Consider the following 12,995-nt stretch of genomic DNA (forward strand, 5'->3'; position numbering starts at 1 on the left):
AGAAATAACCTAAAAGGTTAATTTAGAAAAGCCTTAATAAAATTAAGGAAGCAATAAAATGGAAGTGAACTAACAATCAAATATAGGCTGCAAATTCATTAAGGTTAATGATTTGCGCGCTTGCACCGGGATGGGCTTGCTTGACCTGTATGTTTTTATGAATTTCATGTTATTATCTCAATATTAAATAAATGATATGTAAAACGCAATTATATTAATTGGTTTTTACGATATTCAGCAAATATTTTTTATGGCTCAAAACATCTTCCACAATAAGAATGTATCGTGATTCGGGTAAATAACCCACATTAAATTCGTTGAAACCGTTATTTTTCAATACCCTTTCAAAAAGAGGCTTCCCATCAACTGATAAAATTTGAAGATTAAAATCCTGGGTTGACTGCTTATTTAATTTTAGTTTATCGTTAATCGGGTTTTGCAATAAGCTAACACCCAAGTCTCTTAATTCAATAGTGGACAGAATCTCTTCTGCCTCCTCAAATTCATAATCCTTCTGTTCTTGAGGAGTGACCTCACCAATTTCATATTCAGTCCCCTTTGTTATTCTATAACTTAAACTATCGAAGGCATATTGCAACCTACTTATACTGCCTGATACAGTTTGATCAGTTTGGGCAAAACGTGTTGATGAATTTTCAATCAAAACCGAAGATAAATCACCATCCATTTTTATGAGTGCTTGATCAGCTTCATTTATAGTGTAGGAGAAATATGTGTTCCCAGTTAAGAAAACCCCATATTTCAAGTCTTCATTTAGTATTCTGTCCACAACGGCAGAAGAAATATTCTCATAGTAATCTTTATCATCAAGACCATAGGCTTCAGTGATAATACTAAAATCATTTAGTAAAGCTAAGCCCTTGCTAAATTCTAAATCATTGTAATAGGCATTAAATGGGTCTTGGTATATATTATCAGCATAACTTGCCCCTAATTGATTGGCAACATCTCCCAAAAACACATTGGTAATCTTATTTCTAGTCATGTGCGATTTCAATAATTCTCCTGTTGGGCCCGAATTTAAGTAATCATTTAAATTATGAGGTTCCAAAAATAGCAATAAGCTAGTTTTACGAATATTGTTACGCAATGCAATCTGTTGTTCTTGATCTTCTGTGGCTGAAATATCTAAAAATACTACCTCCGAAGAGGAATTCTCCTCTAAAAATGCGGTATAAGATGATATTTTACTATTAGTGGAGTTGCTTATTAAAAGTATATTTCCATTGAATAAATTCTTAGAAATCACTTCTTCCAACATACCCTTGTTTCGGCTCAATACTGCTTCGGAAGTAGCATAAACCTGATAGTAAGGTAAATTCAAGTTAGGTTCACTTTGGTTGGCTAAATCCCTTTCGGAAGTTTCTCCATTGTTTAGGTTGTAAGATTGGGTATGGGTTATCTGAATTGCATTTACATTGCTATGGATGATTTTTCCATCCTGAATTTGAAAATCTTGTGGATGGTAAATGGAAGCTGCTCCCGTTCCATAAACCGTTCCAATTCCACTCTCATTTATACAAAGAGCAGTTCTATCATCTATCCCAATTCCTTTTATGAGTTCTTCTTGTTTATTATACCAATTTGCCAAGAAACCAATCAGCCTTGAAGTCCTTCCTCTTTCTATAAAATGAGTATCAAAAATATAATCGGGATAAAATGAAAGGAAGTCATTTTCCAAGGTCATATACTGGCTATTAATATCACTTAGCGCATCATAAGGATAGGCTGATCCTTCAGCAGCAGTAAACATAACTCCTGAAAGAATTGCCATACCAGCACTAGTTCCGCCTATCACTCCTCCTCTATTATAAATTTCTTCTATTGCAGTTTGTACAGCAGTATTCCTATAATATTCGTAATACCTACTTTGATCTCCACCTTTAAAAAATAAAGCATCATATTGATTAAGGCTGTCTAATATATTGGTTTGGTCCGCTAATTCCCTTGAGTCAATTTTAATATTGGTAGCTTCAGTAGCACCTAAGCTGACAAAATAATCTGGCAACCAATTATCAGCATCTGAATAACTTATAATGCCTATTTTCTTATTCTCTGCATTATCTACCATCCATTGGTAAGGCGTGTCACTCCAGCCACCATCAGATTCTCCTCCACCACCCACAAGCATTAAATTGCCTTGGGCGTGTAAAGCTAAAGGGCTTAGACATATAAATAAAGCAAGAAGAATTCTAAAATTAGAAGTAAATATCATGGGTATTGAATTAATTGTTAGTAAAGTTTAATGGGCAAATACCCCATAACTAACAATCAAAGATAGGTTGCAAACCTAGTAAATTTAGGCTTTTGCAAGGGGCTTCAAGAGTGTTGAAGCTTATGTGATATGATTGATTTTTAGAAATCATTTCATCAAATAAATAAAAAACCCTTGACATTTGCAAATATCAAGGGTTGGTTTAAATAATCTGACCTTAAAGAGTTTAATTAGATTAAACTCAGATTCCGATCGGTGTGCCACCGACTAGGGGAGTCTATATCTATGGTTGGTGGCACTCTGCCATTTTGATTTCACTGTAAGATTTTTTTAACTCCATTATTTAGCGATTAGACGGTTTTAACCCTCAAACCGCAGGTTATCTTCCCTTTTCGGTCTGACGGTTTTTCTCTATATCTTTTTTGATGCTCTGACTATAAAACTTCAATTCTTATTCGAAGTGATAAAATCGTCTGACCGATTATCCTACTTTACAACATATTGGTTTTAATCCAATAAAAATTTAAACCTTAAATTTGACCTGAATCTAATCCTATATAGAAAAACTTTCTCCACAACCACAGGTTCTACTAGCATTAGGATTGATGAATTGAAATCCATTTCCATTTAATCCATCCGAGAAATCCAAAGTAGTTCCCAATAGGTATAGCATACTTTTTTTATCAACTAGTAATTTTACGCCTTTATCTTCAAAAACTTCATCTCCATCTTTGATCTGATCGTCAAAGCTTAAATCGTACATTAAACCAGAACATCCTCCACCTTTCACGGACACACGAACATTGCTAGCATCACTGTGTCCCTCTTCAATTTTCAATTTCCCTAATCTGTCTTTTGCTTTATCTGTTACAATAATCATGACTGTAAATATTTATTTATGATACCGGATTTAACACTACACTAAAAACGGTAATGGTATTACGATCTCTTCCGTAGTAAAGTTTGTCTAAACTATCCAAAATATTGCTTGCCCTAAAATAGGAGGTATGCAATTGCTTGTCATCTTTTGTCATCCACTGAATGGTATAAGAACTTTCCCTGTCCCGATAGTTTTTGACATAATCCATCATTTTTTTCAAGGCTTCCAATTTGTCGTAGCCTGATTCCGAATGAAATAAAAAAGATTGATTGTGCCTTGGATTGATAGTAATTAAATCCAATTTGACCTTTCCATCTTGAGAGCCAAACTCAAAAACCAACTCACTGCTATTTAAGCCCAGATAGTTTTTGATTTCTTTCTGGACTTTGGCACTTTCTACATGTATATCTGCTGATGTTTCCATCCTTTATTATTTCCTTTTTGAAATTTAAATAATGATTTTGAGTATCCCAACTTTTTTATCCATGGAAAAGTTTCTGCATTTTTGCATTCTCAAATGCAAAGTTAGTCATTTAGTTTCGGAAAATTCAAAAGCATGTTGAAAGTAGAACATATCGGTATTGCAGTAAAAAATATGGAAAGTGCTAATTCACTTTTCAGTAAGTTATTCAATAAACAACCTTATAAACTTGAAAAAGTGGAAAGTGAAGGAGTTGCTACCTCTTTTTTCCAGATGGGAGAAACTAAAATCGAATTGCTGGAAGCGGAATCAGAGGATAGCGCCATTGCAAAATTTATTGAGAAAAAAGGCGAGGGCATCCATCATATAGCATACGAAGTGGAAAATATAGAATCAGAAATGAAAAGATTGGAAACAGAAGGCTTTCAACTAATCAATAAATCCCCTAAAAAAGGGGCTGATAATAAGTTGGTCTGCTTTTTACATCCAAAAAGCACTAATGGCGTATTAATAGAACTATGCCAAGAAATCAAAAATTGATTATTGGTGCTGAATGGAATTATAATACTTCAGCTTTTTCTTTCCTTTTCTGGTTTGAAAAGAACTCTTCTGACAGGCGGAAAAAATAAATGCCCCTAACAGCAAGAAAATGAATGTCTTAAATAGTTTCGTTCGCATAATACAAAAGTAAAGAATTCAATTTAGAAACTCAAAATATTTAAAATGAGCAATCAAAATAGAACAGAAATTAATAAACTTGGTGAATTTGGATTAATCGATAAAATCGCAGAAAAGTTCAGCAAACAAAATAATTCTACTCATTATGCCATTGGAGACGATGCCGCGGTGATTGATGCCGGTGATTATTTTCAGTTAGTTTCAACGGATATGTTACTGGAAGGCGTTCATTTTGACCTTTCTTATTTCCCATTACACCATTTGGGTTTCAAGGCGGTGGCTGTAAATGTTTCCGATATTGCCGCCATGAATGGGATAGCCGAACAGATAACGGTTAGCTTGGCTTTAAGCAATAGATTTTCACTGGAAGCGGTAGATGCATTTTATGAAGGAGTTAAAGCCGCTTGTGATGCCTATAAAGTGGATTTAGTAGGTGGCGATACAACGGCTTCTCCATCAGGTCTCATGATTTCCGTTACGGCAATTGGCCGAGTTGATAAAGATAAAATCGCCTATCGTTCAGGGGCAAAAGTGAATAACATTGTTTGTGTAACCGGTGATTTGGGCGCTGCTTATATGGGATTGCAAGTTTTGGAAAGGGAGAAGCAGGTATTTTTAGAAAATCCTGATATGCAACCTCAATTGGATAAATATCAATATATAGTGGGAAGACAATTAAAGCCCGAAGCTAGAATGGACTTGGTTCACGAGCTTTTGGATTTAAAAATAGTGCCTACATCCATGATTGATATTTCTGATGGACTGGCCTCTGAATTGCACCATATTGCCAAACATTCGGATGTCGGTATTAATATTCATGAGGATAAATTGCCTTATGCAACCAATATGCAGGAAACTGCCATTGAGTTCAAATTAGATCCCAATACGGCCATACTGAACGGGGGCGAGGATTATGAATTGCTATTTACCATCTCACAAGATGATTTCGAAAAAGTAAAAAAACATCCTGATATTCATTTCATAGGATACATCAATGAAAAATCAAGTGGCTTGAATTTGGTTACTACCAAAGGCAACCCTATTCCTTTAAAGGCTCAGGGCTGGGATCATTTTGGTTGATATATAACCAGAGCAAACCGTTAAAACGGTTTTAGTTCGTATTCTGTTGAACCACGGTTAAAACCGTGCTTTATGTTTTTCTTTTATCACCAAACTGGTGCGAACTCAATGTCGTTAATTTAAGCTATTATTAAGCCTCACCCTTATTTTTAGTGACAGGACGTATGCTGCCTTCCCTTGCCCCTGGTTGTGTCTCCACAACCAGTTTGCTGAATATTGCTATGCTTTCCTGAATGCATTTGTGAAGACACAAATGCTGGCGGCAAAAGAAAAAAGCATGCCTTAAATTAACGACTTTGGATGCGAGCTTTCCAGCTCGTACCCATACCATTTACTAATTAAAGACCTTCTGCATCCAAGCAGCCAATTCCATTAATAAGGCTATGCCCATATGTACCACTATACCTCCCCAAATGTTTTTACTTTGATAGGTCAGAACACCTAAAATATAACCACCAAAAAAAGATCCCATCGTTTCCCCCAAAGGTTTCCCATAATGAATTGCAACATATAATCCTACCATAGGTAAAATTGCCCTAGGTCCTAAAAAAGCAGTAAAGGCAAGTACCATAAAGCCACGAAAAAGAAATTCAGTAGTTAAAAAATCCCATGCATAAAAAATTTCAAAAACCACTGCCCGTAGCTCAACTGACCAATCCATAAATTGATATTGAGAAGAAAATCTCGGGTAAAAGTTTCGAAAACTCTCCTCAAATGAGGCTCCGGCAATTAATGGAATCATTAAAAGAATCAGAGGGAAATATTGACTGATTTTTCGCATGGAAGTGCGTAAACCATAAAAATTACCATTACTTTTTTCATACTTAATATAGTAAATGTAAATCGGCAATAACATTACAAAAACACTGGTAATCTGTCCGATAACTTTATATAAATAATATCGGTCTTTATATTCAAATAGCGCACTTATGATGACTTTATGATACTGAAAGCAAACATCAACTGTTAGTACTACCAACATAAACAGACTCTTGACCATAAATGCCTTATCTTTAAAAAGATTAGGTATCGTCTTAAAACGATAGCACAGAAAAATTATACCATAATAAATAAATGAAAACAATATAAAATGTGCTAGATAAGGTAATGAGTCGGGTTTTAACCTGTCCATCCATTTTTCGAACCTTATATCCATAATAAGATAGTTGAAGGCCGTAAGCAATGCTATAAAAATAGTAATGGAAATATACAAGGCAGGTGGGTGTTTAACTTCCTTGTGAAAATCCGTAAAATAACGCCAAATTGTTTTCATTTTTTAAATTGAGATAGAGCCTGATAAACCTTGTGAATTGGCAAACCCATGACTGTAAAATAAGAACCTTCCAGTTTTTCAATATGGGTTAAGCCAATACCTTCCTGAATGCCGTAAGCCCCAGCTTTATCAAATGGCTTATGATTGCGGATATAATCCCAAATGACTTTTTCCTCTATCGGATTGAAATAAACTAAAGTCTGATCGGAATATTTTTCAAATTTTCCATTTAGCAAGACGCAAAAGCCGGAAACTACTTGATGGGCTCTGCCGCTTAGTTTGCTCAACATGCTAAAAGCCTCCTCCTCATCTTGAGGTTTTTCCAATAATTCATTATCGATTAGGACCGTAGTATCGGCTGTCAGGATGATTTTACCGATATATTTTTCATCTTGTGCAAAAGTTTTTGCTTTCTTTTCTGCTAAAAAAGCCGCCACTTCAGTATGAGGCATATCTATAGGATAAGATTCTTCTGTATCCTTAGCTTCGGTAGTAAATTCAATGCCTGCTTTGGTTAGTATTTCTTTTCTTCTGGGCGATTTAGACCCTAAAATAAGGGGGTAGTTCAAATTCATCTTCTTGTATTGATCCAAATAAAAATCCACAAATGGTTTTAGGATAGAAATAAGTTGATTTCTGTGGCATAGTATAGCCAGTATTGCATACTTTCTTCACCTGCTCCATGCTTATTTCCTTTGTAATGAGGGCACATTGTACTTCATCTTTCAACAACTTGCGAATACAAGCCGTGAAATTCCTTTCAAATTGAATGGATTCCGAACTTCGCTGCTCTTTTCCTTTTATCCCTAAAATTTTCTCTATAAAAAAGTAATGCAGCACAGTTAAATCCAAATGTTTTACTTCATCAGGGAAATTCCATTTCAATTCTGAAATCTTCTCAGGCTTTAAGCGTATTTTATAGGTATTCTCCTTGAAAAGCATTCCAAAGGCCCACATTTTTCCTAAAATAATTTCATGAACATCTTCTGGGTTTTCCAATGTTTTGATGATAAAATCTTCCTCAAGGGCTTTCAATATCTCCTTTTCTGAAAAATCAGGAATATCTTTTATTAATCGGTGAGTGGGCAAAATCCTTAAGTCATCGGAATCAGCATTGGTCAAATACATCATGTGAAAATTATAGCCTTCCTGACCTGTATGATTCGGATTTTGCTCCATCATTTTTTTCCTATAAAGCAATGAACCTTCATATCGATGATGGCCGTCTGCTAAAATGATTTGCTGAGGGGCAATTTTAGCTATAAATTTTTTAATGATTTTAGCATCATGGATAACACTAACTACTTCCCTTACACCTTGGTAATCTTCCAATTCACCTAATGGCATCTCCATACTCTCATCCATATAAGGCTCCAATTCAAATTCCGGATCAGAATAAAGACCGTGAGTAGCACTAACATTCAATTGGGTTTTATCCAACAAATCAATGCGGTCATTTACTGACTTTGGAATGGTATTTTCATGCCTTAGAATGACCTTTTCCTCCCAATCATAAGCCTTGATAAATGCGATAAATCCTTTTCTAACCCGCTCACGAGTTGAACCTGGCAAAGTAAAATATTGATAATAGACATATATGCCTGGCAAAGGATCCTGTTTGATGATTCCTTCTGCTTTCCATTTCGCCAATCGATCCGCAGCCATATCAGCAGATTCTTCGCCACCTTTAGGCACGGAAAGATGAATGCTATTTAAAGGGTTTTTATAGAGTGCCTCCCTTTGTTTAGGTGAAACCACATCAAATAGTGGACTGGTCAAATTTTCAATTTCTTTTTGAAGCTCAGGATTATATCGCCAAGCTTTAATAGGCTTAATTTCCGCCATTATATGGATTTATAAATGAATCAAACTAAATATTTTATGGTGTTGAATACTAATCCTTCAGATTCCGGTCGGTGTGCCACCGGCCGGGGATCGGTGCCATGGTTGGTGGCACACCAACCATTTTATGTTTTAATTTCTGTAATAAACTTAATAAAGTAAGCATTACATACCTTAGCTATAACCTATTCTTTTTCCACAAAGAGACCTTTTTCCCATTTTCTTCTTGCGCAGTTTGTTTTTTCTGTCTTTCAGACCATAATTTTACTGCCAAAGCCGCTGCAATTTCTGTTTCTATATCACTTACTTTTTCATCTAGGTCACTTGGCTTGAAATGATTTTCAATAAACTTGGTATTAAAATTTCCACTGGTAAAAGCCTCATGTTGCAACACATATTTACAGAAACTAAGTGTAGTTTGAATTCCCACGATTTCATATTCCTCAATAGCACGAAGCATTCTGCTAATGGCCTCTTTCCTATTGTCAGCATAGGTGATTAATTTTGCTATCATTGGATCATAATGAATTGGGATATCCATTCCCTGTTCAAAACCATCATCAACACGCACGCCAGTTCCTTGGGGTCTTTTATAAACCTTTAAATTCCCAATATCGGGCAAGAAATTGTTTTGCGGATCTTCGGCATATACCCTTACCTCCACTGCATGTCCTTTGATGGTTAAATCCTCTTGTTTGATGGATAAGGCCTTTCCCTCTGCAATTCTAATTTGCTCTTTTACCAAATCAACACCAGTGATTTGTTCGGTTACAGGATGTTCCACTTGCAAACGAGTGTTCATTTCCAGGAAATAAAAATTCAATTGATCATCCACAATGAACTCCACCGTACCAGCACCATAATAATTGCAGGATTTCGCCACATCAATAGCCGCTTGCCCCATTTGTTCTCTGATTTCGGGAGTCAAAACACTTGAAGGTGCCTCTTCAATCACTTTTTGATGCCTTCTTTGTATAGAACATTCCCTCTCAAACAAGTGAATCACATTTCCTTTTTGGTCCCCTAGGACCTGAATTTCTATATGACGAGGTGAAGTCACGAATTTTTCAATAAAAACAGCTCCGTTTCCAAATGCATTTTTAGCTTCACTTACCGCCCTGTCCATTTGCGATTCAAAATCAACTGGATCTTCCACTATCCTCATTCCTTTACCACCACCACCGGCACTGGCTTTGATTAATATAGGATATCCAATTTCATCTGCTTTCTCTTTAGCAAATGCAATATCAGTTATGGCCTTATCCAAACCAGGCACTAAGGGGACATTTCTTTTAAGCACTGCGGCTTTTGCAGAAAGTTTATCCCCCATAATTTCAATGGATTCGGCAGAAGGGCCTATAAAAATAATACCTGCTTTTTCCACTTTTCTGGCGAAATCGGCATTTTCAGAAAGAAATCCATATCCGGGATGGATAGCATCGACCTTCAGCTCTTTACAGGTTTCGATTATTTTATCTATTCTTAAATAACTTTCAGAAGAAGCTGGAGGCCCCACACAAACAGCTTCATCAGCATAGCGTACATGCAATGCATTTCTATCCGCTTCACTATATATTGCTACAGTTTTAATACCAAGCTCACGCGCAGAACGCATCACTCTAAGCGCAATTTCGCCTCTGTTGGCCACTAAGATTTTTTTAATATCCGGCATATCAATTAGTCTTACAATATCAAATAAAAATTGAAGTACAATGCTACATAATTATTGTCTTTTTTACTAAAAAATAAGGCTTTAAAGCGGGGGAGCTATTTTTTCAGTAAAACCTTTTTTGTTACCTTTGGTTTTTGATTAGAATAATTATAGATATATTAAAATAGATAAACGTGGATTTATTTGAGAAATTGAAAGTGGATCGTGGTCCTTTAGGTAAGCATTCCAACGTAGAAGAAGGTTATTTTATGTTCCCTAAATTGGAAGGAGAATTATCTCCTCACATGAAATTTAGAGGAAAAGAAGTTTTGACCTGGAGTTTAAATAATTATTTAGGATTGGGCAATCACCCCGAAATTAGAAAAGCAGATGCTGATTCTGCCGCTAAATGGGGATTGGCATATCCAATGGGTGCCAGAATGATGTCAGGCAATACTTCACAACATGAAGAATTGGAAAGACAGCTAGCTGAATTCATCAAAAAAGATGAGGTAATGCTGTTAAACTATGGTTACCAAGGAGTACTTTCTATTATCGATGCGGTAGTGGGCAGAAAAGACGCTATTGTATATGATGCCGAATGTCATGCCTGTATTGTTGATGGTGTTCGATTACACATGGGTAAAAGATTTGTCTATCCACATAACGATATTGAAAACTTAGAAAAGCAATTACAAAGAGCTACTAAGCTGACAGAAGAAACAGGTGGTGGTATTTTGGTTATTACCGAAGGAGTATTTGGAATGACCGGAGCTATGGGAGACTTGAAATCTGTGGTTGCCTTAAAAGAAAAATATAACTTCCGTTTATTATGTGATGATGCCCACGGTTTTGGAACTATGGGAGAAACTGGAGCCGGCACTGCAGAGCAACAGGGTGTAATGGATGAAATTGATTTATATTTCAGCACATTTGCAAAATCCATGGCATTGATTGGTGCCTTTGTGGGTGGTGATCCTGATATCATCAAATTCTTGAGGTATAATATGCGTTCGCAGATATTTGCAAAATCATTGCCAATGCCAATGGTGGAAGGCGCATTAAAAAGACTGGAATTATTGCGTGACCAGCCTGAGCACAAAAAGAATTTATGGAAAATAGTGGATGCATTGCAAAGTGGCCTACAAGAAAAAGGCTTTAGCATTGGATTAACTCAATCACCAGTAACCCCTGTAATGTTAAATGGTACTGTTGGAGAGGCTGCGGCTTTAGCTTATGACCTAAGAGAGAATTTCGGTATCTTTTGTTCAGTAGTTATATATCCGGTAGTGCCAAAAGACACTATTTTGCTAAGATTAATACCAACAGCTTCTCACAGTTTGGAAGATGTTGACCGTACAATTAAAGCATTCGAAGCAATAAAAGATAAGCTGAAAGAGGGTCATTATAGGGAAAATGAGCTTGCAAAAGCATTTAAAGAGTAATTTTTTAGGAAAAATATCACTCTAATTGTTGTTTTTATATGTTTTTGCCTATATTGCTTTCAATTAAATAATTTATTTAGTCAACCGTAAACTAAAATAAGAATGAAAAGATTCGAACAAGTAAGAGACCTTATCATGGGTCTAGAAGGTGATTTTGAAAAATTCTACGACAAAGAGAATCAGGCAGCTGGTACTCGCGTAAGAAAAGGAATGCAAGAGTTGAAAAACTTAGCGCAAGAAATCAGAATTGAAGTTCAAGATATCAAGAACAAATCTTAATTAGAATTTGAACGATTTCGAAAGAGGCTGACAAAAAATGTTAGCCTTTTTTTATGTCATTTTTTAGGTTTAGTAGTTATTTCTTAAAAAATACACACAAATACCCAGCCTGCTAACTACTTATCAGAGCGCATTAGTGCACATACTTTCCTAGAACTAAACCCAAGCATTTATTTCATAGCTTCTTCAACCATTTTCTTAGAGCCCACATAGAACGGAACTCTTTGATGCAATGATTCCGGTTGTATATCTAAAATTCTGTTTTTCCCATCTGTCGCAATTCCACCTGCTTGCTCACAAATCATTGCCAACGCATTACATTCGTAGTTCAATCTCAATTTCCCAGAAGGGGTTTTTTCACTAGCAGGATATATATAAATACCCCCTTTCATTAAGTTTCTATGAAAATCTGCAACAAGAGAGCCGATGTAACGAGCTGTATATTTTTTATCCTTACAGTTTTCAATGTATTGCTGTACTTTTAAATCAAAGCTTCTGTAACCACCTTCATTGATAGAATAAATCTTCCCGTCCTCAGGAATTCTCATATCTGCATGAGATAGAAAAAACTCACCCAGTGAAGGATCATAAGTAAATCCATTCACACCTCTTCCGGTCGTATAAACTAACATGGTGGAAGAACCATACAATAAATATCCGGCCGCTACCTGTTCAGAGCCTTTTTGCAAGACATCTTCCTCCGTTACTTTACTTCCAACCGGTGAAACCCTTCTGAAAATTGAGAAAATTGTTCCAATTGAAACATTTACGTCAATATTGGAAGAACCGTCCAAAGGATCCATGGCTACTATATATCGACCGTCCTGATTGTTCAAATCTAAAATTTCATCATCCTCCTCAGAGACTATTGCACAAACTTCCCCGCCATTTTTTAAAGCCCTGATGAATCGTATATTGGCAATTACATCTAACTTCTGCTGTTCCTCTCCCTGAACATTTTCGGTTCCATATGCTCCTCCAATATTCAATAAGCCAGCTCTATTGACTTCTCTATGGATGATTTTTCCTGCCAAGGCAATATCCCGCAGCAATTGAGATAATTCACCTGAAGCAAAGGCAAAATCATTTTGTTTCTTCTTGATAAATCGGTCTAAAGTGATACCAACAGAGGTGGCTAATTTAGTTTGCATGGAATATTTATTTGTATTGCCGCTAAATTATGAAAAAATTGTAGCTTATTTTGCCAATT

The 12,995-nt window shown here is 35.9% G+C and carries 12 protein-coding genes; 4 read left to right on the forward strand and 8 right to left on the reverse strand.

Annotation, left to right across the window (positions count from 1 at the left end):
- Positions 1-214 precede the first annotated feature (214 nt).
- The 3 genes from ACFE0M_RS03140 to ACFE0M_RS03150 all read right to left on the reverse strand — a co-directional run bounded on the left by ACFE0M_RS03140 (position 215) and on the right by ACFE0M_RS03150 (position 3,540).
- On the reverse strand, positions 215-2,236 hold the full coding sequence (locus ACFE0M_RS03140; RefSeq protein WP_434544283.1) for a cyanophycinase: 2,022 nt from the start codon (positions 2,234-2,236) through the stop codon (positions 215-217).
- Between the two features lie 553 nt (positions 2,237-2,789).
- Positions 2,790-3,116, reverse strand: coding sequence for a HesB/IscA family protein (locus ACFE0M_RS03145; protein ID WP_434544284.1), 327 nt, complete (start codon positions 3,114-3,116; stop codon positions 2,790-2,792).
- 16 nt (positions 3,117-3,132) lie between these two features.
- The gene (locus ACFE0M_RS03150; protein WP_434544285.1) at positions 3,133-3,540 is read right to left on the reverse strand and encodes a hypothetical protein; all 408 of its coding nucleotides are present in this window, start codon (positions 3,538-3,540) and stop codon (positions 3,133-3,135) included.
- A 132-nt stretch (positions 3,541-3,672) separates the two neighbouring features.
- On the opposite strand from ACFE0M_RS03150, the gene mce reads away from it, so the two are divergent.
- Positions 3,673-4,077: a methylmalonyl-CoA epimerase gene (gene mce / locus ACFE0M_RS03155; RefSeq protein WP_434544286.1), complete on the forward strand. Its 405-nt coding sequence runs from the start codon at positions 3,673-3,675 to the stop codon at positions 4,075-4,077.
- Between the two features lie 183 nt (positions 4,078-4,260).
- On the forward strand, positions 4,261-5,295 hold the full coding sequence (gene thiL, locus ACFE0M_RS03160; RefSeq protein WP_434544287.1) for a thiamine-phosphate kinase: 1,035 nt from the start codon (positions 4,261-4,263) through the stop codon (positions 5,293-5,295).
- Positions 5,296-5,629: 334 nt separating this feature from the next.
- Here the strand turns inward: thiL and ACFE0M_RS03165 are convergent, their stop codons facing one another.
- From ACFE0M_RS03165 to accC, 4 genes are all read right to left on the reverse strand, one after another.
- A complete protein-coding gene (locus ACFE0M_RS03165; RefSeq protein WP_434544288.1) occupies positions 5,630-6,568 on the reverse strand; it encodes a CPBP family intramembrane glutamic endopeptidase in 939 nt (312 codons plus the stop codon).
- Positions 6,565-7,143 carry a Maf family protein gene (locus ACFE0M_RS03170; RefSeq protein WP_434544289.1) on the reverse strand — a complete coding sequence of 193 codons (579 nt, stop codon included), beginning with the start codon at positions 7,141-7,143 and terminating at the stop codon, positions 6,565-6,567. Before ACFE0M_RS03170 ends, ACFE0M_RS03165 begins: the two co-directional genes overlap by 4 nt.
- A complete protein-coding gene (locus ACFE0M_RS03175; RefSeq protein ID WP_434544290.1) occupies positions 7,109-8,413 on the reverse strand; it encodes a DUF1015 domain-containing protein in 1,305 nt (434 codons plus the stop codon). Before ACFE0M_RS03175 ends, ACFE0M_RS03170 begins: the two co-directional genes overlap by 35 nt.
- Positions 8,414-8,588: 175 nt before the next feature.
- Positions 8,589-10,082: an acetyl-CoA carboxylase biotin carboxylase subunit gene (gene accC, locus ACFE0M_RS03180; protein WP_434544291.1), complete on the reverse strand. Its 1,494-nt coding sequence runs from the start codon at positions 10,080-10,082 to the stop codon at positions 8,589-8,591.
- A gap of 173 nt (positions 10,083-10,255) precedes the next feature.
- On the opposite strand from accC, the gene ACFE0M_RS03185 reads away from it, so the two are divergent.
- Both ACFE0M_RS03185 and ACFE0M_RS03190 read left to right on the forward strand, forming a co-directional pair.
- Positions 10,256-11,506: an aminotransferase class I/II-fold pyridoxal phosphate-dependent enzyme gene (locus ACFE0M_RS03185; RefSeq protein WP_434544292.1), complete on the forward strand. Its 1,251-nt coding sequence runs from the start codon at positions 10,256-10,258 to the stop codon at positions 11,504-11,506.
- Between the two features lie 102 nt (positions 11,507-11,608).
- Positions 11,609-11,785, forward strand: coding sequence for a hypothetical protein (locus ACFE0M_RS03190; RefSeq protein WP_013453717.1), 177 nt, complete (start codon positions 11,609-11,611; stop codon positions 11,783-11,785).
- A gap of 170 nt (positions 11,786-11,955) precedes the next feature.
- On the opposite strand, the gene fbp is transcribed toward ACFE0M_RS03190, so the two are convergent.
- Positions 11,956-12,936 carry a class 1 fructose-bisphosphatase gene (fbp, locus tag ACFE0M_RS03195; protein ID WP_434544293.1) on the reverse strand — a complete coding sequence of 327 codons (981 nt, stop codon included), beginning with the start codon at positions 12,934-12,936 and terminating at the stop codon, positions 11,956-11,958.
- Positions 12,937-12,995 lie beyond the last annotated feature (59 nt).

Origin of the sequence: Marivirga sp. (assembly GCF_051117495.1) — a bacterium.
Taxonomy (GTDB): domain Bacteria; phylum Bacteroidota; class Bacteroidia; order Cytophagales; family Cyclobacteriaceae; genus Marivirga.